Consider the following 24,574-nt stretch of genomic DNA (forward strand, 5'->3'; position numbering starts at 1 on the left):
GTGACCACCTGATGCGTTGCGTATAGTTGATCACAAACTATCGCCGGACCCGCCATGGATCAGACTCGCGTACAAGTTCGTCCCCGTCGCCGTTCCGAGATCGAAATATTGCCGCTGGGTGGTTGCGGTGAAATCGGTATGAACCTGATGCTTTACGGCTTTCAGTCCCGCTGGCTGGTTGTTGATTGCGGTATGGCGCTGCGTCAGGATCTCCCTGACACCCCTCTGCAGATCCCGGACGTTTCCTCTCTGGCAACACTCGGCATTCGACCGGAAGCCATCGTCATCACCCATGGCCACGAGGATCACCTTGGCGCACTGGGTTGGCTGTGGCCACGTTTTGGCTGTCCGATATACGCCACGCCACTGGCCGCGGGTATTGCACGACAAAAACTCGTTGAACAGGGTCTGGCCACCGATGCCATCAGGGTTTTCAAACCCGGTGCCCGTTTCGATGCGGGGCCTTTTTCAGTGCAAAGCATCAACGTTGCACACTCCATCCCGGAAAGCGTTTCACTGCTGCTGGAAGTTGATCGACATCGTATTCTGCATACCGGTGACTGGAAAATCGATCCGAACCCGATACTGGGCGCCACAACCCGCGAACAGGACTTCACCCGGATTGCACCGGTTGATCTGGTTGTAGGTGACTCCACCAATGCCATGGTAGAAGAGCACTCACGCAGTGAAGGCGACGTGGCAACCACGCTCGAACGGCTCATTGAGGGTTGCAAAGGGCGTGTCGTGGTCAGCTGTTTTGCCAGCAATCTTGCGCGCATCCTGGCGGCAGGACTTGCAGCGCGTCGCCATCGGCGCCGCATTGCGCTTCTTGGCAGGGCGATGGAAAAGATGGTGCGACTGGGGCGTGAACTGGGATACCTGGCTGACTTTCCGGACACGGTACCGCTATCCGATATTGGCTACCTGCCCCCGGATGAAATTCTGATTCTGGCGACCGGCAGCCAGGGAGAATCTCGAGCGGCCCTTTCCCGCCTGGCCGCCAATCAACATTCAGCACTCGAAATCGAGGCCGGCGATTGCATTATTTTCTCCTCACGCGCCATTCCCGGCAATGAAAGAGCAGTCACGCGACTACAGCAGGCTTTCACGCATCGTGGCGCTCACGTTTTCAGCGATGAAACGCATCCGGGCCTCCATGCTTCCGGCCATCCGGGTCAGGATGAGCTACTCAGCCTTTATCGATGGGTCCGGCCTGCCCATTTGCTGCCGGTACACGGCGAGACTCTGCATCAACAGGCCCATTGCGCCATCGCTGACTCGCTTGGCATCAAAAGCACCATCCTGCCAATCAACGGTCAATGGCTGCGCTGGAACGGTAAACGCATGATGACAGAAGAAATATTAACACTTTCTCCTGTCATCATTTCTCAGCGCAAGCGTGCAAGGAAACCCTCCCATCGCCAGAACGATACGATCATTGTTTTGCCCGTCATCCATCAGATCGATAAAGGGCAATGGCAGCGGGTTGGCAGAATGCTTATCGACAGTCAGGTTGACGCCTTTGTGGATGAAGAAACACTGGGGGACTGGGTCGACATTACGCTGGAAGGGATAACGGCACGCACATCCGTCGAGCTTTCACATCTGCTCGAAGAACTTGCCAATCACTGGCTTGGAGAACAGCTCAGACAATCCTCCAGAGTCACGATCGATATTGTAGATACCACATTGCAACGATAGAGGCAGCGTCGTTTATAAAAGCCGTGGCACTATCACGGCTTTTTCATGAAAAGCGAATATGGCCTGACGGTACTTTTCAGGTGAAAAGACACCATCAGGCGCTGGCATCCTTGGGGGGACGGCCCCGACGCTTGCGTGGCTGCTCGTTTCCAACAAGATCGTTAACCGATAAGCCGGCATCGGTCATGGCAGCACGAATTTCGGCAAGTTTTTGCTCCTTGCTGGCCTCTTCCTCTCGCCGCTTCTGCTCTTCTTCCTGCTTTTGCATCATGACTTCATCAATAATTTCGGAAAGCTTGGTCAACTGCTCCATGCTCAACTGACGCGCTGCAGCTCTGGCTACATTCTTGTTGCGAGCGATCTTTTCCAATGTCTCTGTCGACATATCCTGCACTCCAGATAAAAGATATATGCCTTGAGTAGTATATACCCTGAAAAAGGGTTATCAATTATTGAAACCAAAGAAAAAGGCCGACATGTGTCGACCTTTTTTCATAAAAACGAAACGCTCTATCCACCAGTCATGTTCATGAACCTGACAATCTGAACATCGCCATCGGTTGTGAAATGATGACGGTGAGGCTTGAGGGACATCGACTCACGAATTCTTTGCTTCAGGGGCTCTATCTCACCCGGATTTGCACGGATGACTTCCCGTAAATCCGTGGAGTGCTCATTACCAAGGCACAGCAGCAACCGGCCCTCGCAGGTCACACGCACCCGGTTACAGCTGTCACAAAAATTGTGGCTATGCGGCGAAATAAAGCCAATGCGCGAATCGCTGTCAGCCATCCGGCAATAGCGTGACGGCCCGCCCGAGCTTTCCGGAGAATCCAGCAACGGATAACGTGCTTCGATGGTAGCGCGCACCTCATCGCTGGAGCAGAAGGTTTCCTCACGCGAATGCTCTGAAACATCGCCCAGCGGCATTTCTTCGATGAAGCTGATATCGATACTTTCATCACGAGCAAACTCGACAAGATCCAGTATCTCGTCGTCGTTTCGCCCTTTCAAAATGACAGCATTGAGTTTGATACGCTCGAAACCTGCCTCTTTTGCAGCACGAATACCATCGATGACCTTCTCGAGATTACCGGTACGAGTCAGCTCCTTGAAACGTTCCGGCTTCAGGGAATCAAGGCTGATGTTGAGACGCTGCATACCCGACTGACGCAGTGATGATGCATAGCGCCTTAGCTGGGCACCATTGGTGGTCATGGTGAAGTCTCGAAGACCTTCCAGCGATCCGATATTGTTGACCAGCTCGTCAATGTTGCGCCGTACCAGTGGCTCGCCGCCGGTCAAACGAATCTTTTCCACGCCCAGCTCTGTAAATGCTCTGGCCACCATCGAAATCTCCTCGATGGAGAGCACCTGATCACGTGGCAGAAAGGTCATCTCTTCGCTCATGCAGTAGACACAGCGAAAGTCGCAGCGATCCGTTACAGAGATGCGCACGTACTTGATACGACGATCAAAATCATCAATCAATTCACTCATTACTGCTCCCAGCGCTTCAACGACGCCAGATCGCTTTCACGCTCGCTGACCCAGTAAGCCCCACTGCTGGTATGTTCCTTTTTCCAGAAAGGCGCACTGGTCTTTAAAAAATCCATGATAAAAGCGCAGGCTTCAAAAGCGGCCTGACGATGTACCGTACTGACAAGTACCGCGACAATATCGTCTCCCGGCGTCATATAACCAATGCGATGAACAACGATCACATCGTTGATCTGCCAGCGCTGTCTTGCACGCTCGACGACATTTTCCAGCGCCCTTTCGGTCATTCCCGGGTAATGTTCAAGAGTGAGCGCCGTGACCTCAGGCGACTCATTAAAATCCCGCACCCGTCCCACGAAACTGACCACGGCTCCCGTGCCATGGCAGCCGTCCGAAAGCCGACGATACAGGGCACCAATATCGAAGGGATCATGCTGTATCGCAATCATGCCCTCTTTCTGACAGCCATTGTCAGCCTCCGGTAACGGGTGGAAAGAAGGCAACTTCGTCGCCGGGATTGACCGCGACATCACCCTGAACCATATCGTGATTAACGGCGCACAAAAGGCGCGCTTGATCCAGCGCCTGAGGAGCGTCAACCTGCGATTTTATCCACTCCTTTACTGCCATCAGTGTAGGAGACGATAGATGCCCTGGTAAAACACTCAATTTTTCGACACCCAGCCGCTCTCTCAACTCGGCAAAAAAGCGTATTTCGATAGGAGTCTCCTCGGTTACCGCTGGGCCATCCGACGCTCGGGCATCGAGTACAGCGTGGCTATCAGCGGCTGACGAGGCTTCCTGTCGCTGCCATACACCGGAGCGCCCGCCGCTTTTATGATCCAGGCGTACCTCCATGATTTCCATGCCGCGATCCACGGCCTTGCACATGTCATAAAGCGTCAGGCAGGCAACGGATACCGCTGTCAGCGCCTCCATTTCGACACCGGTGCGCCCTTCCAGACGGCAGAAAGCTCTGACCCGTACGCAGTGCTCTACCGTATCAAGCTCAAAATCCACCGAGACTTTTGAAAGCATCAGCGCATGACACAGCGGGATCAGTTCATGGGTACGCTTGGCAGCCTGAATGCCGGCAATCCGCGCCGTTGCCAGCACATCGCCCTTGGGCATATCGCCATCGGCAAGCAGTTTCAGTGTTTCGGGCTGCATGACGATACGACCGGTGGCAACAGCTTCACGATGACTGTTCTGCTTGTCCGATACGTCGACCATGCTGGCCTCACCTCGTTCGTTCAGGTGGGTCAAAGTCATATCAATTCTCCAAGCGGTTGTATGGTCACGGGCGTGCCGGCATCACATGCTGCCAGCTCGGCCGGCAGTTCTATCAGACAGTTGGCATCATAAAGCGAGCTCAGCCGATGCGACCCCTGCTCCTGCAGGACACTGACGCTGATCACGCCCCGGCTGTCGACATGATAGCGCCCCCTCAGAAGATCCAGCCGGCCGTGCCGCCCTTTCAGAGGCTGCTTGCACAGGGCATGCCATTTAACAGGCATCCAGTGGCGCCACCCGCTCAATTGACGAAACAGAGGCTGTACAAACTGCATGAGAGTGACCAGCGCCGCCACGGGGTTACCCGGTAGTCCAAAAAATGGAACCTGCTGAATATGACCGAAAGCCATCGGCTTGCCCGGTCGCATGGCCACACGCCAGGAGGTGACCTGGCCCAGCTGCTGGATGGCATCGCGAACCAGATCCGCCTGACCGGCCGAGACACCGCCAGAGGTAATGATCAGATCGGCCTGTCGACTGGCACTCGAAAGATGAGCCATGGTCTCATCAAGACGATCAGGCAATATATCGGTCATGACCACCTCCGCGCCCCAGCGTTTCAGGCAGGCAGCAAGACTGAAGGTATTGGCGTCAAAAAGAGAGGAAGTCGTGTCATCACCGGCACGCCGCAGCTCGTCACCGCTGGAAAAAATGGCCACTCGGGGACGACGGTGCACATCAATATACGCCAGGCCCAATGAGGCTGCCATACCCAGCTGGGCTGGCCCCAGAAGTGTTCCCGCCTCGAAAACCCGATCCCCGATAGTAATCTCTTCACCGGCATGGCGAACGTTCTGCCCCCGCCTGACGCTATCCGGTTTCAGGAGTTCCACCCGTTCACCGCTGACGACAATCTCCTCGATCATTACCACCGTGTCGCATCCAGCCGGCAATGGAGCCCCCGTAGTGATGGCAACGGCCTCCCCCGACGCCACCACCGCCTTGAAGGGGTGCCCTGCCAGCGCCTCTCCGGCCAGCCTGAAGCAGTGATGCCCCTCATGAGCAAAGGCAATGCCATCCATGGCGGAGGCGGTATAGCGCGGCAGGTCCAGCGTAGCCACCAGCGGTTCGGCGAGGATTCGGTCCACGGCCTGCATCAGCGGTACGCGCTCCACTCCGACCGGCGCTGGCGCAGCGGCCTTGATATGCGCCAGCATATCGCCGACCTCAAGCAATGTCTCACGGGTCTCGAAGCAATCACTCATGACGCGGCCCCTGAGCCATGGCCTGCCACCGCACGGGCCAGGCGACCAACCAGTCCAGCAGCGCGGCATGATCATCAAGATCAAGGCGTTCCACGTTTTCTGGCAATGCCACCTCATCGGTCGTTGCCACGGCACGCACCCAGGGATCCTCAAAGGCCATCAGCGATTTGCCGACGGCGTCGCGATAAAGCTCCAGCTTGGGCAGGGGCCACTGCTTGAAGCCCTCGATCAATACGAGATCGGGCGATAGCGTCAGCACCTGATCCAGCAGGATCGACAGGCAGGGCTCTTCCTGGCCGGGGGTTTCCATCATCAGAGCAAAACGTCTGCCGGAAGCAACCAGCATGGGCGCTGCCCCCGCCGTACGCAGGCGATGACTGTCCTTGCCGGGAACATCGACATCAAAATCATGATGGGCGTGCTTGATCACGGCCACATTGAGGCCGCGCAAGCGCAGGTCGGGGAGCAGGGCTTCCAGCAGCGTTGTCTTGCCTGTGCCACTCCAGGCGGCAATGCCCAGAAGCGGGGTATGGATATCGGAAAGCGTCAACTGCGTCATGGTACCCTGCCAGATCAGGATGACACGGTTACCTGACGACGTTCAGACCCGGTACGGCATGGCCCGTGACATGATCATCGACCAAAGGTATCCCTGTCATGGGGTGTATTGATATTGACGAAAGCACGGGCATTGTCGAAATGGCAGGCGACATTTGAATGGCGTGCATACCATTGATCGATCTTGCGACCACCGTCGTCCAGCCACTGCGCCAGATCATCAAACAGCTCTCGCCTGAGTAAAACGACCGTAGGGTGAGCGCGCTCATGATCGCTGGCATACGCAATATCGGCATTGCAATCTGCAAGGGCCGTCAGGAGCCTGTCGACCAGATTTTCTGGCAAAGCCGGCGTATCACACGGCACGATCAGCACCAGCGGCGTTGACGCCGCCTTCATCGCCGCATGAAAGCCTGCCAGCGGCCCGGCGCTGCCTGCAATCCGGTCAGTGATGACGGGATAGCCCAGCGCCTCATAATCGTCGATATGACGATTGGCATTGATCATGACCCGGGAAACCTGAGGCACTATTACAGTCAGCACATGGCTGACAAGGGGCCGACCATCGAGCTCTACCAGCCCCTTGTTGACGCCGCCCATGCGCCGTCCCAGACCACCGGCCAGCACCACGCCGGTAATGCTCGACCGATTATCCATGATCGCCTTCAGCGCGTTCCAAAAAGCTTGTCGCCGGCATCACCAAGACCGGGCACGATATAGCCATGGCTGTCGAGACCTTCATCGACCGCGGCCGTATACAGCTCGATTTCCGGATGCGAGCGGGAAACCCGTGCAATGCCTTCAGGCGTCGCCACCAGCACGATCACCTTGATTTGACGACAGCCCTTGGCCTTGAGCATGTCCAGCGTAGCGGCCATGGAGCCGCCTGTCGCCAGCATGGGATCGATGACAATCGCCAGACGCTCGTCCAGATCCTGTACGAACTTTTCGAAATAGGGCACAGGCTCGAGGGTTTCCTCGTTTCGATAAAGCCCCACAACGCTGATTCGAGCGCTCGGCAACAGGGTCGTGACGCCATCGAGCATACCAAGGCCTGCACGCAGAATGGGAACGACCGTCACCTTCTTGCCCCTGATCTGCTGCACCTTCAATTGCTTGCCACTCCAGCCCTCGATGGTTTCATCGCCCAGCTCGAGCCCCTTGGTCGCCTCGTAGGTCAGAAGGGTCGCCAGTTCATTGGCGAGCTCGCGGAAGTGCTTGGTACTGATCCCCGCTCCACGCAGCAGTCCCAGCTTGTGTTTGACGAGAGGGTGATCAATGGTATGAACATTCATGATGGGTATACGACCTGATAGAAGAATATCACTGCCCTTTTATTTCATGATGGACAGCGCAAGTGCCCCCATTCTACTCCGGCACACACGAGTGCGTTAAGCATCCGTGCGCCGACAACAGAGGACATATTGACACATCGTGGTAACGCCGCTCAGGCGTCGGAGAGCTGCTCAATGGACGGCAGCTGCCAATCAATGGGTGACGCCCCCTTCTGGGTCAGAAACTCGTTGGCTTTCGAAAAGTGCTGGCAGCCGAAAAAACCACGATGGGCAGCCAGTGGTGACGGATGCGGTGCATGAAGCACCAGATGTTTTGTCCGATCCACGAAGGCCGCCTTTTTCTGGGCATAGCTGCCCCACAGCAAAAAGACGACGTTCTCGCACTGCTCATTGATGGCCTCGATGGCGCGATCGGTAAACGTCTCCCAGCCCTGCCCGCGGTGAGAGGCGGCCTGCCCCCGCTCCACGGTCAGTACGCTGTTGAGCAGCAGAACCCCCTGGCGCGCCCAGCTTTCCAGAAAACCGTGACTGACCGGTTCAAAGGCCACGCTGTCGCTCTGCAACTCCTTGTAGATGTTGACCAGAGACGGTGGAATGGCCACTTCCGGACGGACCGAGAAGCAGAGCCCATGGGCCTGCCCAGGACCGTGGTAGGGGTCCTGTCCCAGAATGACGACCCTGACGCTTTCCAGCGGCGTCAGTTCAAAGGCACGAAACCAGTTCTCCGATGCTGGATAGATGACCTTGCGCTGATCCTTCTCGTGACGCAGAAAGGCTTTCAACGCCTGCATGTAGGGAGCATCCACCTCATCGCCAAGGTAGCGGTTCCAGCTTTCGGGCAGCGGCAGGGCCATGGTTACTCCTTGCGGGTACGAAGCTGATCCACCAGCGGCTCGACAAAGGAGATGCCCATATCCCAGGGGAACTGGATCCAGGTGTCCTGCGCCACTTCCGTCAGATACTGATCTACCATCGGACGCCCTTCAGGCTTGGCGTAAATGGTCACGAAATGCGCGCGCGGCAGCATTTCGCGCACGGCACCGGCGGTCTTGCCGGTATCAACCAGATCATCCACCAGCAGCCAGCCATCACCATCATGATCGATGCCCTTGAGCACGCTGATGCTGCTCTGTGTCATGTGCTCGTAGCTTTTGATACAGACCGTATCGATCAGACGGATATCGAGCTCGCGTGCGATCAGGGCAGCCGGAATCAGACCACCACGAGTCACGGCAACGATACCCTTGAAGTCACGGTCAACCAGCTGATGACACAGCATGCGAACGTCGCGGTGAAGACGATCCCAGGAGATCGTGAACTGGTTATGGTAGCGCTCGGTACTCATTGAAATGTCCTGTGCGTCAAGGGAGACACGTCTGCCCTGCCTATTCGTCTTCGGTGAAGGTGCAGGCCGCAAAAACGCTGTAACCGTCAGCGCGAATCATGTCACCACCGCCAAGCTCGGGCAGATCGATGATGGCAGCCGTTTCAACGATGATGCCGCCGCTGCGCTCGATCAAACGAGCCGCCGCCAGCATGGTGCCTCCCGTGGCGATCAGATCATCCACCAGCAGGATCCTGTCCCCCTTCTGGAACGCATCCGAATGCAGCTCCACGGTGGACTCGCCATATTCAAGGCTGTAGGTCTCGCTGATGGTGCGAAACGGCAGCTTGCCCTTCTTGCGTACCGGCACGAAGCTACAGCCCAGCTCGTAGGCCAGCGGTGCGCCGATGATGAAGCCGCGCGCATCAATGGCCGCGATGGCATCGATATCAAGCTCCTGATATCGATGAACGAAGCTGTCGATCAGCTTGCGAAAGGCAGCACTGTTTTGCAGCACCGGCGTAATGTCGCGAAAGTTGACACCGGGTTCCGGCCAATCCTTCACGGTACGAATCACAGACTTGATGTAGTCGCCGTAAATACTTGTCGCCACGTTCAATCTCTCGTCGACCCATATGCAAAACGACCGGACAGTGCCGGTCGCTTTTTATAAACGTTGATCATTTTACCCAATGGCGCCCGCGCAAGCGACCCGCGCAGGCCACATCAGCACGCAATTTCACGCTCTTGCCGCCAGAACACGTTCCACTGTCTCGACAATGGTCTGTGTCTGAGGGTCGATTTCAATATTGACGCCGTCGCCGATATCGCGCGTGCCGATTGTGGTCCGTGCCAGCGTATCGGGGATCAGGTTGACGCAAAATCGATTGTCTCTGACCTCACCGATGGTCAGGCTGATGCCATCAACACCAATATAGCCCTTGTCGAACAGAAAGCGTGACCACTGCGGCGGCAGTTCGAACCACAGTTGACAATTGTTGGGCGCATCCTCACGGGAAATCAGTGTGGCCATACACATGACATGCCCCGACATGGCGTGGCCGCCGATTTCATCGCCCAGTCGCGCCGCCCGCTCCACGTTCACGCTGTCCCCCACGTCCAGCGCCCCCAGATTGGTCACCGCCAGCGTCTCACGCATGAGATCAAAACCGACGCGCGCCCCTTCAATGCTTGTGACGCTCAGACAGCAACCGTTGTGCGCTACCGAGGCACCGTGAGCAAGCCCCTCAAGCAGGGGTTCGGGCATCTCGATAACGTGACGATTGAGCCCTTCCAGGCGCTCGATGGCGACCACCCGCGCCATGCCCTGTACGATACCGGTAAACATGATGGCCTCGTTGACAGCTGAAAAGCCCCATATTCGCCTTTTCTGCCGGCCCTGTCATCCGCAGCAACCGGCCGGCGCCATCATATACCCGCACTGTTGGGTCCTTATGACGCGTGAAGACGATGAATCAAGTATACTGACGCGCCTTGTGCCCAGCGCACGTTTTACGACGATCATTTTCACCACGTCAGGTACGCGCCCGGTGGTGCACGATCCAACAGCATTTAAGACATTCCCATCCAATGATTCGACTTGAAAATGTGACCCGAGTGTACGGTCAGGGCGCCGGGGCCGTGACGGCTCTCAAGGACGTTAACCTGGAAGTGGCCCCCGGCAGCATCACCGGTGTCATCGGCGTCTCCGGTGCCGGCAAGAGCACCTTGATTCGATGCGTCAATCTGCTCGAGCGCCCGACACGGGGCCGGGTATTCGTGGCCGACCAAGAGCTGACTGCCCTGAACAAGGAGGCGCTTCGAAAGGCGCGTCACGGCATCGGCATGATCTTTCAGCACTTCAACCTGCTCGAGTCGCGCACCGTACGCGGCAATATCGGCCTGCCGCTGGAACTGATCGGCACACCGCGCCGCGACATCGATCAGCGCATTGATGAGCTTCTGGAGCTGACAGGCCTTGCTGAACGGGCCAACGCCTATCCGGCCGCCCTTTCCGGTGGTCAGAAACAGCGCGTGGCAATTGCCAGGGCGCTGGCCAGCAACCCGAAGGCCCTGCTGTGTGACGAGGCCACCTCGGCGCTGGACCCGCAGACCACCAGCGCCATTCTGACGCTGTTGAGGGATATCAATCAGCGACTGGGGCTGACCATCCTGCTGATCACCCATGAAATGGAAGTGGTCAGAACCATCTGCGACCAGGTTGCCCTGATCAGCGGCGGAGCGCTGGTGGAAACAGCCCCGGTCGGGGACTTTTTCACTCGCCCTGCCACCGAGGAAGGCCGACTCTTTCTCAACGACTTCCTGCAGTTGGCGCCGTCCAATGCGCTGCTTCAGCGTCTTTCAGACGGCGGAGCCGGCAACGGCGTGCCCGTGGTACGTCTCACCTTTCGCGGCCAGTCTCTTTCCAGCGAGCTGATGACCCATCTCGAGCAACGCTTCGGCCTGCGGCTGCACATCCTGCAGGCGCGCGTCGAAAACATTCAGGGCCGCACGCTGGGCCTGATGATCGCGGAGTTTGACGGCGACCGGGACATCATCGATGACGCCATGGCCCACCTGCACACGCTTGACGTACAAACGGAGGTACTTGGCCATGTCCAGCGCCATGATTGATCGTATTCTCGATGCCGTTATCGATACCTTCTATCTGGTCATCTGCAGCGGCGTCATCGGTATCGTGCTGGGCATCATGATGGGTGTGGCACTCTACGTGACCCGTGAAAACCGCATCATGGCGCTGCCGGCCCTCAACCGAGTCATCAGCCTGATCGTCAATGTTGGCCGGTCAGTGCCGTTCATTATTCTGATGCTGGCACTGGCCCCCTTTACCCGCTGGCTGGTGGGCTCCTACATTGGCACCACCGCCGCACTGGTGCCGCTGAGCATTGCTGCCATCCCCTTCGTGGCGCGTCTGGTCGAAGGCGCCCTCAATGAAGTGCCGCATGGATTGATCGAAGCCGCCGAGTCGATGGGCGCCACGCCCTGGCAGATCATCACTCGCGTATTGCTGCCCGAGGCGCGCGGCGGATTGATCACGGCGGCGACCATTACCATCATCGCACTGATCGGCTACAGCGCCATGGCCGGTGCCATCGGTGCCGGTGGTCTGGGTGCTGTGGCCTACAACTATGGCTACTCCCGTTATAATCCCATGGTCATGCTGGTGACGGTGCTGATCATGGTGGTCATGGTGCAGGGTGTTCAGATGCTGGGCGACTTCCTTGTTCACCGCAGCCGCCATCGCTGAAAGGCAGCCCACAGACCTGAAACAACCATGGCCTTAAAACAACCCTGACAACGATATTCGCGGGCATGAACCATCGCTCGTTAACCCTTTTCGACAGCGTCGCCTGTTGACACCCTTGCAAGGAGATCAGACATGAAAGGTTTACCAGGGATTCTGGGCACCGCGCTGGCCCTGAGCGCCAGCGTTATCCTCACCGGCTGCGGTAGCCAGAGTGATGACGAGAACACCATCCGGGTCGGCACCATGGCAGGCCCGGAAACGGCGCTGATGGAAACTGCTGCGGACGTGGCAAAGGAAAAATACGGGCTCGACGTCGAGATCACCGAATTCAACGATTACGTTTCGCCCAATGCCGCGCTCGACGACGGCAGCATTGATGCCAACGCCTATCAGCACCAGCCCTATCTGGACAGCATGATGGAAGATCGCGGCTTTGACTTTGTCGCGGCCGGCAAGACATTCATCTACCCGATCGGCGCTTATTCCGACAAGTACCAGAGCATCGATGAGCTGCCGGAAGGCGCGACGATTGCCGTACCCAACGATCCGTCCAATGAGGCACGCGCCCTGCTGCTGCTGGCACGTGAAAACCTGGTCACGCTGCGCGACCCGAAAAGCCCGACCGCCACACCGGATGACATCACCGACAATCCGCACAACTATCAGCTGCGCGAACTGGACGCCGCCCAGCTCACGCGTGCGCTGCCGGATGTCGACATGGCCTTTATCAACAGCACCTACTCGGTGGCCGCTGACATGACCGTTGATCAGGCGCTGATCGTCGAGGATGGTGACTCTCCATACGTCAACCTCATCGTGGTCCGTCAGGGCGACCAGAACAGCGAGAAGGTTCAGCATCTCGTCGACGCCTTCCAGAGTCAGCAGGTCGTCGACAGGGCCGACGAGCTCTTCAAGGGCGGCGCGATCGCGGGCTGGCAAAAAGACCAGTAATCTACTCTACCCGTCGCTGACCGGGGCCGGCCCATGCCGGCCCTTTTTTATGACTCAGCCATCGAGATCATCATGAACGACACACGATCCACCACCGATTACGGCATGCTCAAGCGCCAGCTGTCTGCCCTGCTGGATACGCGGGACTGGGTAACCAATACCTCGCAGATGACCGCCTTTATCTTTCAGCAGATCCCTGACCTGAACTGGGCGGGCTTTTACATACAGCGTGAAGAACGTGTTTTACGCCTTGGGCCGTTTCAGGGGCAACCGGCATGCAATCCCATCGGATTTGAAGAAGGCGTCTGCGGCGCGGCAGCGCGCACGCGCCAGACACAGCGTGTAGAGGACGTGCACGCCTTTCCCGGCCACATTGCCTGTGATGCGGCGTCACGCTCGGAGCTGGTCATCCCACTGATCAGCCACGATCGCCTCTGGGGCGTACTGGATCTGGACAGTCCTCTGGCCGGACGCTTTGCCAGCGAGGATCAGGAAGGCATTGAAGCGCTGTGCCAGGTATTGATCGAGCAGACCGATCTTTTCGAGCCAATCGGCTGACTTTCATCGGCTGACAACAGGACGTAAAAAAACCCCGCCGATGCGGGGTTTTAGAAATTCTGGTAGGACCGAGCGGATTTGAACCGCTGACCTCCACGATGTCAACGTGGCGCTCTAACCAACTGAGCTACGGTCCTTCAAATCAGTATCCGTTGAAACAACCCGTTTTGATGTCCTGAAACGATGGTAGGACCGAGCGGATTTGAACCGCTGACCTCCACGATGTCAACGTGGCGCTCTAACCAACTGAGCTACGGTCCTGCTTCAATGGCATGCGAGTGCCGTTTCAACGCTGCGCTATTGTACTGATTTTCTGTTCGAGCGCAACCGTTTAACCTCCTCATCGTTATAAAATCCTGCTTTTGCAATGTCTCCCTGAAAACAAACCGAGCCGGCCGATGATCAATCAGCAGGCCCGGATATCATTCAGCGGCGGGACCGACAGCATTCGAATGTGGCGTCCTCCGACACCACAAACGCGGCGGCCCGCTGCTGTGCTTTACCGGCTCATGACTCGACCCGGAAGCCCATGGTGGCCTCAACTGCCTGCTTCCAGCCGTCGTAGAGCTCGTTGCGCTGCTTCTCGCTCATCTTCGGCTCGAACTTGCGCTCCAGTGCCCAGTACTCGGCGATCTCTTCACGAGACTTCCAGAACCCGACGGCCAGACCAGCGAGATAGGCCGCGCCCAGTGCGGTTGTCTCATTGACCTCACAGCGCAGCACGTCAACGCCCAGCACATCGGCCTGGAACTGCGCCAGGAAGTTGTTGGAGATGGCACCACCGTCGGTACGCAGCTCGGTCAGGGCGATATTGGCGTCGTTTTGCATCGCATACAACACATCGGCGCTCTGATACGCCAGTGACTCGACCGCCGAACGAATGAAATGCTCCTTGGTCGTACCGCGGGTCAGACCGAACATCGCGCCGCGTACGTTGGAGTTCCAGTACGGTGCGCCCAGACCGGTAAATGCCGGTACCATATACACACCATCATTGGTGCCGGCCCGCTCGGCATAGGCTTCAGAGTCCGAAGCCCTGCCCAGCATTCGCAGCCCGTCACGCAGCCACTGAATGACCGAACCGGCCACAAACACGCTGCCCTCCAGCGCATACTCCATGGTGCCGTCGACTTCCCAGGCCACGGTTGTCAGCAGCCCGTTGCTGGAAGGCGTCGCCTCGGTGCCGGTGTTCATCAGGGTAAAGCAGCCGGTGCCATAAGTGTTCTTGGCCATACCGGGCTTGAAGCAGGCCTGACCAAACAACGCCGCGTTCTGATCCCCCGCCATGCCGGCAATCGGCACTTCATGGCCAAACAGGTACTTCGGCAGAACGTGACCGTAGACTTCGCTGTTGGACTTCACCTCGGGCAGCATGCTCTCGGGCACACCGAACAGCTCCAGCAGCTCCTTGTCCCACTGGCGCTCGCGAATGTTGAAAAGCATCGTGCGCGAGGCGTTGCTGACGTCGGTCACGTGTACCTTGCCACCCGTCAGGTTCCACACCAGCCACGTATCGATGGTGCCAAACAGCAGATCACCCTTCTCGGCCTTCTCTTTAACGCCTTCGACGTTGTCAAAGATCCACTTCAGCTTGGTCGCCGAGAAGTAGGCATCGATGACCAGCCCGGTCTTGTCACGAATCATGTCGGCATGACCCGCTTCACGCAGCTCATCGCAGATCTCGGCGGAGTGGCGCGACTGCCAGACGATGGCGTTGTAGACCGCATGCCCGGTGTTCTTGTCCCAGATGACCGTGGTTTCACGCTGGTTGGTAATGCCGATCGAGGCAATATCCGAGACATCAACTTCCGAATTGTTGATGACCTCGGCCAGCGTGGTCAGCACACTGGTCATGATTTCGCGCGGGTTGTGCTCGACCCAGCCCGGACGCGGGAAGATCTGTTCGAACTCGCGCTGGGCAATGCCCGCCACACGGCCTTCGTGATCAAACAGCATCGAGCGCGAGCTGGTGGTGCCCTGATCGATAGCGAGAATGTACTTTTTCTGCTCACTCATGAGTATCAACTCCTCGATTTAGTACAAGCGGCGCATGGGCCTGATAACGATTCAATAGACGTAGGCAACCAGCGCGGCCAGGGTACTGCCAATGACCGGGCCGATAATGGGGACCAGCGCATAGCCCCAGTTGCTGCCGCCCTTGTTTTTGATGGGCAGAACGGCATGCGCAATGCGCGGGCCGAGATCGCGCGCCGGGTTGATGGCGTAGCCTGTCGGGCCACCCAGCGACGCACCGATCGATACCACCAGCAGCGCGACCGCGAGAGGCCCGAGACCGCTGGGAGTATAACCGAACATGATGATCACAAAGATCAGCACAAATGTCCCGATGGCTTCAGTCACCACGTTCCACGCATGAGACTTGACGGTCGGTCCGGTCGAGAACGTGGCAAGAATGGCGCCGGCATCTTCGGTGTCGTCATACTGCTTCTTGTAGGCAAGATAGCAGGCGATCGCCCCTATAAAGGCACCGATGAATTCGGCCACCAGATAGGCCACTGTGGTGGCAAACGTAATCGGGATACCATCGGCATATTCCTTCGCCGGCCCGATCAGCAGGGCAAGCGTTACGGCCGGGTTGATGTGAGCGCCGGTGTCATAAGCCACATAGACGGCGGCAAAAACGGCCAGCCCCCAGCCGAAGAAGATGACGATGCCATCACTGCCGTGACCATTGGTCTTGTTCAGCAGTACGTTGGCCACCACACCACACCCCAGCAGCGTCAGAATGGCCGTACCTGCAATTTCATGGACCAGAATGGTTTGAATGATATCCATTCTCTACCCCGATAACGTTGATTTTCACACACAAGGTGCATGGCCGTGTTGCTTTTCGCGCATCCTATAGAAACCATTGAAAAATACGATGTGCCGTTTCTTTCTTTTCGTCAGCTTATTTTCAAGTAATTGATTAAAATAGATAAAAAACGCTTTAAACCTTAGTATTACATGGTGATTTCAAGGGGTAAAAACGGGCTTTTTTGAGCGATAAGCAACACGATGTGTTGCCATGCCAACACGTTCATGATCAGGCGAAAACAACACTGATGTCGCTATTGCCGGAAGCGGGCTCCGGGGATAACCTGGTCATGACGATCAGCACTTGAACGCTCATGAACAGGACAAGACATGACCCAGCAGGAACGCCACGGCACTATCATCGATATGGTCAAGCGTCAGGGCTACGCCACCATCGAGCAGCTGGCCCACCACTTCAACGTCACCCCGCAGACCATCCGACGCGATCTCAAGGTGCTCGCCGATGAACAGCTGATCCGACGGGTTCACGGTGGCGCCGGCCAGCTGGAATCCAGCACGGTCAACACGGCCTATAGTACCCGCAAGCTGATCAATCATGACGCCAAGGCGCGCATTGCGCGCGCGCTGGCCGAGCAGATTCCCGATCAGAGCTCGCTTTTCATCAACATCGGCACCAGTACGGAACTGGTTGCCGAGGCGCTGCTCAATCATCACGGGCTGGAAGTCATCACCAACAATCTCAACGTCGCCGCCACGCTTCAGCACCGTGAGGACTTCAACGTCATCGTGGCCGGCGGCAGCGTGCGCTCGCGCGACGGCGGCATCATCGGAGAGGCCACCGTGGACTTTATCAATCAGTTCAAGGTCGACTTCGGCATTATCGGCATCAGCAGTATCGATGAAGACGGCGCTCTGCTCGACTTCGATTATCAGGAAGTTCGAGTCGCGCAGGCGATCATCAGCAACTCACGTCGCGTCTTTCTGGCAGCCGATCACTCCAAGTTTGCCCGCAACGCCGTGGTACGCCTGGGGCATCTGCGTCAGATTCACGGGCTGTTTACCGACCAGGAGCCACCGGCCGGCATCCGCCGTCTGCTCCATGAGCACGGCATCACTCTCAGCATCTGCCCCTGAGCGCAGCGAGGTTCAAAGGGAAACCGCGTCTATCGTACCGATGATGTCGAACAATGACGGACGGCTTGATGTTCTTTCGAACATGGCATATGTTCACATTCGAACATTCATGATGGTATCGTTACCGCGTTTTCCAATCTCTTACCCGGCGCAAACGCGCAAGGCAGGCGCATGACTTCCGACAAGACTTCCGCAATGGACACCCCGGTTCTGGACCTTTTCATCATCGGTGGCGGCATCAACGGCACCGGTATCGCCAATGATGCGGCCGGCCGCGGTCTCAGTGTCGGACTCTGTGAACAGGCCGACCTTGCCAGTGCCACCTCCTCGGCTTCCAGCAAGCTGATCCATGGCGGTCTGCGCTATCTGGAGCACAAGGAATTTCGTCTGGTACGCGAGGCGCTTCACGAGCGCGAAGTGCTGCTCAACAAGGCCCCGCACATCATCTGGCCGCTGCGCTTTATCCTGCCGCACCGCCAGCACCTTCGTCCGGCATGGATGCTGCGGGCCGGGCTGTTTCTGTATGATCACCTGAGCCCGCGCGACACGCTGCCCGGCTCGAAATCGCTCAAATTCGACAGCCAGAGCGCGCTTAAACCCGACATCAAGCGCGGCTTCGAATACTCCGACTGCTGGGTCGATGATGCCCGCCTGGTCGTGCTCAACGCCCTGCAGGCACAGGAACAGGGCGGTGAGATCCTGGTACGCACCCGCTGCATCAACGCCGTGGAAAAGGACGGCGTCTGGGAAATCACGCTGGAAAACATGCGCACCGGTGAACAGATGGTTCGCCGTGCCAGGGCGCTGATCAACGCCGCCGGCCCGTGGGTCGAGTCCTTCATCAGCGGCAGCACCCCGCGCAAGTCGCGCTATGGCATCAACATGATCAAGGGCAGCCATATCATCACCCGCCGTATCAACGGTGATGATCGCGCCTACATCCTGCAAAACGAGGACAAGCGCATCGTCTTCGTACTGCCCTGGCAAAACGACTATAGCCTGATCGGGACGACCGACCAGAACTACGAGGGTGACCCGACCCACATCACCATCAGCGACCAAGAGACCGACTACATCCTCAATGTCGTCAATGCGCACTTCAAAAAGCAGCTGACCCGTGACGACGTGGTCACCAGTTACTCCGGCGTTCGCCCGCTGTGCGATGACGAATCTGATGACCCGTCAGCTATGACGCGTGACTATACGCTTTCGCTGGATGATTCCGGTGCACCGATGCTGTCGGTCTTTGGCGGCAAGATCACCACCTTCCGTCGGCTCTCGGAATCCGCCATGGAAAAGATCGAGCCCTGGTTCCCGAACATGGGCAAGCCCTGGACCGACAAGCGAGTGCTGCCGGGCGGCGACATCGGTTCGCGCGAGGACTACACCCGCAAGCTGCTCGGCCAGTATCCGTTTCTGGGGGAACTGCGCGCCCGCCGATTTGCCTCCAGCTACGGCACGCTGTGTGAAACATTCCTGGACGGTGTGACCGATGAAGCCGGTCTGGGCGAGGATTTCGGCGCCGGTCTGACCCGCGCTGAAGTGGACTACCTGATCGACCATGAATGGGCCACGCAGGTGGATGACATCCTCTGGCGTCGTACCAAGATGGACATGCGCCTGAACGACACTCAGCGTGCGCGTCTGCAGGAATACGTGACCGAACGTATGTCGTTCACCGCAAACGACATGAGTGAGCCGGTCGGAACGCCCTCGCCGGATCACGCTCTGGCACACTGAGGCTGCCTTTGCCGGCATACAAAAAAGGGCCCCGTTCGGGGCCCTTTTTATGGTGTGACTCTGATATGTAGCGACTTGCAGACGTCGGCAGACGCCATTATTCCTGAATGCCGCCCTGGGTCAGCTGCGCCGGATCGAGATAGCGCTCGAGCTCTTCGCGGGAAAGCTCGGTTTCCTCCTCTGCCACCTCGATGATCGGCCGCCCTTCCTGATAGGCCTTCTTGGCCACGCGCGCCGCCTCGTTGTAGCCGATCACCGGATTGAGTGCCGTGACCAGCACCGGATTACGCGCCAGCGGCGATTCGATGTTGTCACGACGGACATTGAAACTACTGATGGCCTTATCCGCCAACAGCAAAGAGACGTTGTTCAAAAGCGATATCGAGCTTAATACATTGTGTGCCATTAGCGGCAGCATGACGTTGAGCTGGAAGTTGCCCGACTGCCCACCGACGGTCACCGCAGCATCATTGCCGATCACCTGGGCGGCCACCTGCGCCGCTGCCTCGGGAATTACCGGGTTGACCTTGCCAGGCATGATCGAGCTGCCTGGCTGCAGGGCTTCAAGTTCGATCTCACCCAGTCCTGCCAGCGGTCCGGAGTTCATCCAGCGCAGATCATTGCTGATCTTCATCAGCGCACAGGCATAGGCCTTGAGATGGCCCGACATCTCCACGGTGGCATCCTGCGAGCCCAGCGCCGCAAAGAAGCTGTCCGCCGGCGTAAACGCAAGCCCGGTCTGCTCGGACAAACGCCGGGCAAAGCGCTCGGAGAACTCCGGATGTGCATTGATGCCGGACCCCACGGCCGTGCCGCCCTGCGCCAGCCGCAGCATACGCGTCATGGCATTTTCAAGCCGCTCGATGGACTGTCCGACCTGGCTGGACCAGCCGCCCAGTTCCTGACTCATGCGCACCGGCATGGCATCCATCAGGTGGGTACGCCCGGTCTTGACCACGTCATCCAGCGACGCCGCCTTGTCATCAATGGTCTTTTTCAGATACGCAAGCGTTGGCAGCAAACGCTCATGAAGCTCCATGGCAATTGACACATGCAGCGCCGTTGGAATCGTATCGTTGCTGCTCTGGCCCATATTGACGTGATCGTTGGGCCCGATCTCGAGATCATCCCGTGAGGCCAGATGCGAGATCACCTCGTTGACGTTCATGTTGGTCGAGGTGCCAGAGCCGGTCTGATAGATATCGATCGGGAACTGATCGACGTGTTCACCACGAATGATCGCATCGGCTGCCTTGACGATGGACAGGGCCCGCCCTTCATCCAGCAGGCCGAGATCCATGTTGACCTCGGCAGCTGCTCGCTTGACGCGCGCCACGGCGGCGATGAAAGACGCCGGCATGGGCTGACCGCTGACCGGAAAGTTATTGATGGCCCGCTGGGTCTGTGCACCGTAAAGCGCCTCGATCGGCACTTCCAGCTCGCCCATACTGTCCTTTTCGATACGGGTCTGGCCCATGATCTTCTCCTGCTGATGGATTAACGATGACGTCCCGAAGGGCGCTTTCAGAGTAGCAGGCGTGTCGACATTACAGCCATTGATATTGACCGCCGGAAAGCTTCAGGGATTCTGTCGACTATAGATCGATGATCTGGCGAATGGCCTGCCCGGAAGCCAGCCGCTCGAAGCCCTCGTTGATCTCGTCCAGTTTGATTCGATGGGTCAAAAGCCGGTCTACCGGCAGCCGCCCGGCCTGATAGAGCGCAATGTACTCCGGCACATCCAGCGACGGCACATGCCCGCCCAGATAGGACCCCTTGAGCGTACGCTGCTCGGCCACCATGCGCGTCGGGCTGATGGCCAGCCTGACATCAGGGTGCGGTAATCCCGAAGTTACCGTGGTGCCGCCGCGTCGGGTGCATTCAAAGGCAAACTCCAGCGCCGGGGCCACGCCAGCAAACTCGGCCGCCAGATTTACCCCGCCGCCGCTGATGTGACGCACCTGTTCGATGGCATCATCATCACCGCTGTTGACCACATGGGTGGCCCCCATGGCTTTGGCTGTTTCAAGCTTTACGGCGTCAATATCGGCCGCGATTACCTGACGCGCACCGCCGCCAATCGCCCCCAGCACCGCTGCCAGCCCTACGCCCCCCAGGCCGACCACCAGTACCGACTGTCCCAGCCTGAGTTCGCCGGTATGCACGACTGCCCCGACACCGGTCAGCACCGCACAGCCGAACAGCGCTGCGATATGAAACGGCAGGTCTGGATCGATGCGCGTCAGCGAACGGCGAGAGGCCACGGCATGCTCGGCAAACCCGGACACGCCGATATGGTGATAGACCGTCTCGTCACCGCGGTGTAGCCGCATGCCACCGCCCAGTAGATGCCCGGCGGTATTGGCCGCCGCACCCGGCTGACACAGCGCCGCGTCACCGGAAAGACAAAAGGCGCAGGTGCCGCAGTTGGGAGCAAACGAAAACACCACATGATCGCCCACATCGAGATCATCAATCCCCTCGCCGACCTCGACCACTTCTCCCGCTGCTTCATGCCCCAGCACCATGGGTAGCGGTCGTGGCCGGTCACCGTTAATGGTCGATAGATCGGAGTGACACAATCCGGCCGCGCGGATACGCACCAGCACCTCCCCACGACCAGGCGGATCAAGCGTCACCTCCTCGATCGACAGCGGCCTTGATGCCCCGTAGGGACGGGGTCTTTGCATTGCTCGCAGCACGGCGGCCCGGGTTTCCATGGCAATTCTCCTGGTCCTGAAGATGACAATGCCAGCATGACGCTGAACTCAGCGGTAATACTCGGGGGCATGGCGAAACGTGGGCCATGCCTCGGGGTCATGGCCAGTGACCACCATGGCCTGCGTCTTGCGCGCCAGTGCATGAAGCTTTTGTACCGAGCGTACGGCGTCCACGGTAGAGGCCAGAAACCCCGGCAGCGCCTTTTCGTTCCAGTGATCGGTGGTATAGGCCGCATCAACCGCCAGCAGGACAGGCCCCGTCTGTTCGAGATTGATGAGAAAACTGGCATGGCCGGGTGCGTGGCCGGGGGTAAAAATAAAGCGAATGACACCATCGCCGAAGACGTCGTAACCGTCCTCGCTGTCATCGAGAAAATGCCAGTTCAAACCGGGACGATCGAAGTCCTTGCGGATATAGCCGCCGGCCGCAAACCAGTCCGGGGCCATGGCGTATTCATATTCACGCCGACGAACGACATGGACGGCATTGGGGAAGCGGCCGGTCGCTCCGGTATGATCGAGATGGAGATGGCTGTGTAACACGTAACGCACATCTTCACGCGCAACTCCCATGGACTGAAGCGCCTGCACGCATCCCTCTTCCTCACGCATGACCGGCTGATAGACCGCGGTAATATCGCCCCAATGACCTTCGGCATCCGTGGCACACTCTACCGCGCAGCCGCCATCGATCACGACATGCCCTTCCGGATGGGTAATCAGATACCAGGGCACTGGTATCTCATAATCATCAAGTCCGGCATTCATGCTGATGTTGCAACGACGACACTTCAAGGTGCCGGTCTGGAACATGTAGAGGCGCAGCTGGTTCATGGCAACTCTCCCGACAGGAACATGACAGGGGTCTGGACATGGCACATCGACTGCCCGAAAGATAACCCGCCTGCCTGATCCCTTCCGTCCTACCTTCTGACAAGACCACTGCCAGTCTCCGGTTTTAAAGCCCTGCAAACGATCAGAACAATAGCCCGGAGCAGGACGCTCCCGACGCGCTCATCTACCCTTTACCATCAAATACATTCACCAGGGAGCAACCGCTCATGTGGTACCGCCAGCAGATTACCCTCAAGCCCTACACGCGCGGCTTTCATCTGATCACCCACGACATTCTGGGCGCTCTGGACCCAATAAAGGAGATCTCCACCGGGCTGTTACATCTGCAGATGCTCCACACCTCGGCCTCATTAACGCTTAATGAAAATGCCGACCCGGACGTACGCCATGACATGGAAGCCTTTTTCCGTGACCGCGTGCCGGGCGATCTGCCCTATTTTCGCCATACGATGGAAGGTCCGGACGACATGCCCGCCCACATCAAGGCCAGCCTCATGGGCACCGAACTGACGCTGGCCGTCGATAACGGCCGACTGGCCACCGGCACATGGCAGGGCATCTGGCTGGGGGAACATCGAGAAAACGGCGGCAGTCGCCGCATTCTGGCGACGCTGTTCGGCGAGTAACGATCCATCTGCCGGGGTCCATCGTCCCGGCAGACGGATCGCTTGGTTTCAGGACCGGGGTTCGGTGTCTGAAACGCTTTGAATCGACTTGATCATCTCGTCACCGTTCTGATCGATATAAGTCTTCCAGACGGGCTGGATGGCCTGTTGGAAGGCGGCGGTATCGACATCACGATTGACCTTCATGCCCTCGTCCTCAAGCGTTTTGATCATCGCCTCGGTCTGCTCACCATTCATCTGTCGCTGCATGGCAGTAGCATCCGCTGCAGCTTTCTCGACGATCTGCTGCTGCTCGGGCGTCAGGCTGTCAAAGCGCTTCTGGTTCATGACCATCAGAAGCGCCGAGTAGGCATGATTGGTGATCGACAGGTACTTCTGGACCTCATTGAAGTTGAACGACACCACGATGCCCAACGGATGGTCCTGAGCATCGACCACACCGGTTTCAAGCGCCGTGTAAAGCTCGGCCACCGGCAGCTGCTGCGGGTTGGCGCCGAGGCGTTCGAACATGTTGTTGAGCGTGATGGAGTTGTTGACCCGCATGCGCAGGCCCTTCAGATCCGCCGGTTCACGAATCGGTCCGCGGTTGTTGGTGATCTCGCGAAAGCCATTTTCCGGGAAGGCCAGTCCCTTGAGGCCCAGTGCCGGCAGCTTGTCCATCACCTCCTGTCCCGGCGCACCATCCAGCGCCTGGTAGGCAGCGGCGCTATCGGCAAACATGAACGGCAGCTCAAAGGCCCCGGCCTCCGGCACCATGCCGGTAAAGTTGTTCAATCCTGACAGCGTGATGTCGATGATGCCCGAGCGCGCCCCGTCGATCATCTGGGCATCGTTGCCCAGCTGCCCATTGGGAAAGATCTGTACTTTCAGGTCGCCGTTGCTCTGGGCCTCGACCTCCTCCTTGAACTTCTCGGCCAGCTTGTGCTGCAGATCATTTTGCGGCGTGGGATGGGCAAAGCGTAGCGTGGTGGCCGCCGCCGCACCGCTGGAGACCGACATCGCCACCACCAGTGCCGCCATTGTTGTACCGAACGTTTTGCCAAACAGGGATATTGTCATGTGGTTGCT

26 protein-coding genes and 2 tRNA genes are annotated in these 24,574 nt (G+C 58.1%); 8 read left to right on the forward strand and 20 right to left on the reverse strand.

Features of this window, described 5'->3' with window-relative positions; genetic code table 11:
• The first annotated feature begins 54 nt into the window (after positions 1-54).
• Positions 55-1,701 carry a ribonuclease J gene (locus tag BM079_RS16135; RefSeq protein WP_090136176.1) on the forward strand — a complete coding sequence of 549 codons (1,647 nt, stop codon included), beginning with the start codon at positions 55-57 and terminating at the stop codon, positions 1,699-1,701.
• Positions 1,702-1,795: 94 nt separating this feature from the next.
• Here BM079_RS16135 and BM079_RS16140 read toward each other — a convergent pair whose 3' ends face one another.
• The 12 genes from BM079_RS16140 to BM079_RS16195 all read right to left on the reverse strand — a co-directional run bounded on the left by BM079_RS16140 (position 1,796) and on the right by BM079_RS16195 (position 10,224).
• On the reverse strand, positions 1,796-2,086 hold the full coding sequence (locus BM079_RS16140; protein ID WP_090136178.1) for an H-NS family histone-like protein: 291 nt from the start codon (positions 2,084-2,086) through the stop codon (positions 1,796-1,798).
• A gap of 125 nt (positions 2,087-2,211) precedes the next feature.
• Entirely contained in the window at positions 2,212-3,201 is a 990-nt protein-coding gene (gene moaA, locus BM079_RS16145) for a GTP 3',8-cyclase MoaA (RefSeq protein ID WP_090136180.1), read from the reverse strand.
• The gene (gene moaE / locus BM079_RS16150) at positions 3,201-3,650 is read right to left on the reverse strand and encodes a molybdopterin synthase catalytic subunit MoaE (RefSeq protein ID WP_090136182.1); all 450 of its coding nucleotides are present in this window, start codon (positions 3,648-3,650) and stop codon (positions 3,201-3,203) included. The genes moaA and moaE overlap by 1 nt, the downstream gene beginning before the upstream one ends.
• 22 nt (positions 3,651-3,672) lie before the next feature.
• Positions 3,673-4,473, reverse strand: coding sequence for a cyclic pyranopterin monophosphate synthase MoaC (gene moaC, locus BM079_RS16155; RefSeq protein ID WP_090136185.1), 801 nt, complete (start codon positions 4,471-4,473; stop codon positions 3,673-3,675).
• Positions 4,470-5,699 (reverse strand): molybdopterin molybdotransferase MoeA, encoded by a 1,230-nt coding sequence (locus tag BM079_RS16160; RefSeq protein ID WP_175489742.1) that lies wholly within the window; start codon positions 5,697-5,699, stop codon positions 4,470-4,472. The genes moaC and BM079_RS16160 overlap by 4 nt, the downstream gene beginning before the upstream one ends.
• The gene (mobB, locus tag BM079_RS16165) at positions 5,692-6,258 is read right to left on the reverse strand and encodes a molybdopterin-guanine dinucleotide biosynthesis protein B (RefSeq protein WP_090136189.1); all 567 of its coding nucleotides are present in this window, start codon (positions 6,256-6,258) and stop codon (positions 5,692-5,694) included. Before mobB ends, BM079_RS16160 begins: the two co-directional genes overlap by 8 nt.
• Before the next feature lie 74 nt (positions 6,259-6,332).
• A complete protein-coding gene (gene mobA / locus BM079_RS16170; protein ID WP_090136191.1) occupies positions 6,333-6,914 on the reverse strand; it encodes a molybdenum cofactor guanylyltransferase MobA in 582 nt (193 codons plus the stop codon).
• An 8-nt stretch (positions 6,915-6,922) separates the two neighbouring features.
• Positions 6,923-7,552 (reverse strand): uracil phosphoribosyltransferase, encoded by a 630-nt coding sequence (upp, locus tag BM079_RS16175; RefSeq protein WP_090136193.1) that lies wholly within the window; start codon positions 7,550-7,552, stop codon positions 6,923-6,925.
• 152 nt (positions 7,553-7,704) lie between these two features.
• Positions 7,705-8,406 carry a uracil-DNA glycosylase gene (gene ung / locus BM079_RS16180; RefSeq protein WP_090136195.1) on the reverse strand — a complete coding sequence of 234 codons (702 nt, stop codon included), beginning with the start codon at positions 8,404-8,406 and terminating at the stop codon, positions 7,705-7,707.
• A gap of 2 nt (positions 8,407-8,408) precedes the next feature.
• Positions 8,409-8,897, reverse strand: coding sequence for a xanthine phosphoribosyltransferase (gpt, locus tag BM079_RS16185; protein ID WP_090136197.1), 489 nt, complete (start codon positions 8,895-8,897; stop codon positions 8,409-8,411).
• A gap of 40 nt (positions 8,898-8,937) precedes the next feature.
• Positions 8,938-9,489, reverse strand: coding sequence for an adenine phosphoribosyltransferase (locus BM079_RS16190; protein WP_090136199.1), 552 nt, complete (start codon positions 9,487-9,489; stop codon positions 8,938-8,940).
• Positions 9,490-9,615: 126 nt separating this feature from the next.
• Positions 9,616-10,224, reverse strand: a complete 609-nt coding sequence (locus tag BM079_RS16195; RefSeq protein ID WP_090136201.1) for a riboflavin synthase subunit alpha — start codon at positions 10,222-10,224, stop codon at positions 9,616-9,618.
• Positions 10,225-10,466: 242 nt separating this feature from the next.
• Between BM079_RS16195 and BM079_RS16200 the strand changes: the two genes are divergently transcribed.
• From BM079_RS16200 to BM079_RS16215, 4 genes are all read left to right on the forward strand, one after another.
• Positions 10,467-11,510, forward strand: a complete 1,044-nt coding sequence (locus BM079_RS16200) for a methionine ABC transporter ATP-binding protein (RefSeq protein WP_090136203.1) — start codon at positions 10,467-10,469, stop codon at positions 11,508-11,510.
• A complete protein-coding gene (locus BM079_RS16205) occupies positions 11,491-12,144 on the forward strand; it encodes a methionine ABC transporter permease (protein WP_090136206.1) in 654 nt (217 codons plus the stop codon). Before BM079_RS16200 ends, BM079_RS16205 begins: the two co-directional genes overlap by 20 nt.
• A 132-nt stretch (positions 12,145-12,276) precedes the next feature.
• Positions 12,277-13,095, forward strand: a complete 819-nt coding sequence (locus BM079_RS16210) for a MetQ/NlpA family ABC transporter substrate-binding protein (RefSeq protein WP_090136207.1) — start codon at positions 12,277-12,279, stop codon at positions 13,093-13,095.
• 72 nt (positions 13,096-13,167) lie between these two features.
• Positions 13,168-13,653, forward strand: coding sequence for a GAF domain-containing protein (locus tag BM079_RS16215; protein WP_090136273.1), 486 nt, complete (start codon positions 13,168-13,170; stop codon positions 13,651-13,653).
• Between the two features lie 60 nt (positions 13,654-13,713).
• Here the strand turns inward: BM079_RS16215 and BM079_RS16220 are convergent.
• The 4 genes from BM079_RS16220 to BM079_RS16235 all read right to left on the reverse strand — a co-directional run bounded on the left by BM079_RS16220 (position 13,714) and on the right by BM079_RS16235 (position 16,449).
• Positions 13,714-13,790 (reverse strand) — tRNA-Val (locus tag BM079_RS16220).
• A gap of 47 nt (positions 13,791-13,837) precedes the next feature.
• A tRNA-Val gene (locus BM079_RS16225) sits at positions 13,838-13,914 on the reverse strand.
• A 246-nt stretch (positions 13,915-14,160) separates the two neighbouring features.
• Positions 14,161-15,669, reverse strand: a complete 1,509-nt coding sequence (glpK, locus tag BM079_RS16230; protein WP_090136209.1) for a glycerol kinase GlpK — start codon at positions 15,667-15,669, stop codon at positions 14,161-14,163.
• A 51-nt stretch (positions 15,670-15,720) separates the two neighbouring features.
• Positions 15,721-16,449 (reverse strand): MIP/aquaporin family protein, encoded by a 729-nt coding sequence (locus BM079_RS16235; protein WP_175489743.1) that lies wholly within the window; start codon positions 16,447-16,449, stop codon positions 15,721-15,723.
• A 351-nt stretch (positions 16,450-16,800) separates the two neighbouring features.
• Between BM079_RS16235 and BM079_RS16240 the strand changes: the two genes are divergently transcribed.
• Together BM079_RS16240 and glpD are read left to right on the forward strand one after the other, a co-directional pair.
• Positions 16,801-17,565 carry a DeoR/GlpR family transcriptional regulator gene (locus tag BM079_RS16240; RefSeq protein ID WP_090136211.1) on the forward strand — a complete coding sequence of 255 codons (765 nt, stop codon included), beginning with the start codon at positions 16,801-16,803 and terminating at the stop codon, positions 17,563-17,565.
• A 171-nt stretch (positions 17,566-17,736) separates the two neighbouring features.
• The gene (gene glpD, locus BM079_RS16245) at positions 17,737-19,305 is read left to right on the forward strand and encodes a glycerol-3-phosphate dehydrogenase (RefSeq protein ID WP_380059465.1); all 1,569 of its coding nucleotides are present in this window, start codon (positions 17,737-17,739) and stop codon (positions 19,303-19,305) included.
• 97 nt (positions 19,306-19,402) lie between these two features.
• Here glpD and BM079_RS16250 read toward each other — a convergent pair whose 3' ends face one another.
• From BM079_RS16250 to attM, 3 genes are all read right to left on the reverse strand, one after another.
• Complete coding sequence (locus tag BM079_RS16250; protein ID WP_090136215.1) at positions 19,403-20,782, reverse strand: class II fumarate hydratase; 1,380 nt, start codon at positions 20,780-20,782, stop codon at positions 19,403-19,405.
• A gap of 118 nt (positions 20,783-20,900) precedes the next feature.
• A complete protein-coding gene (locus BM079_RS16255) occupies positions 20,901-22,025 on the reverse strand; it encodes a zinc-dependent alcohol dehydrogenase family protein (RefSeq protein ID WP_090136217.1) in 1,125 nt (374 codons plus the stop codon).
• Positions 22,026-22,073: 48 nt separating this feature from the next.
• Positions 22,074-22,859: an AttM family quorum-quenching N-acyl homoserine lactonase gene (gene attM / locus BM079_RS16260; protein ID WP_090136218.1), complete on the reverse strand. Its 786-nt coding sequence runs from the start codon at positions 22,857-22,859 to the stop codon at positions 22,074-22,076.
• 227 nt (positions 22,860-23,086) lie between these two features.
• On the opposite strand from attM, the gene BM079_RS16265 reads away from it, so the two are divergent.
• Positions 23,087-23,506: a secondary thiamine-phosphate synthase enzyme YjbQ gene (locus tag BM079_RS16265; RefSeq protein ID WP_090136220.1), complete on the forward strand. Its 420-nt coding sequence runs from the start codon at positions 23,087-23,089 to the stop codon at positions 23,504-23,506.
• 48 nt (positions 23,507-23,554) lie between these two features.
• Here BM079_RS16265 and BM079_RS16270 read toward each other — a convergent pair whose 3' ends face one another.
• Entirely contained in the window at positions 23,555-24,565 is a 1,011-nt protein-coding gene (locus BM079_RS16270; RefSeq protein WP_090136221.1) for a DctP family TRAP transporter solute-binding subunit, read from the reverse strand.
• Between the last annotated feature and the right edge of the window lie 9 nt (positions 24,566-24,574).

The sequence above is a fragment of the Kushneria avicenniae genome, assembly GCF_900112585.1.
GTDB classification, from domain to species: domain Bacteria; phylum Pseudomonadota; class Gammaproteobacteria; order Pseudomonadales; family Halomonadaceae; genus Kushneria; species Kushneria avicenniae.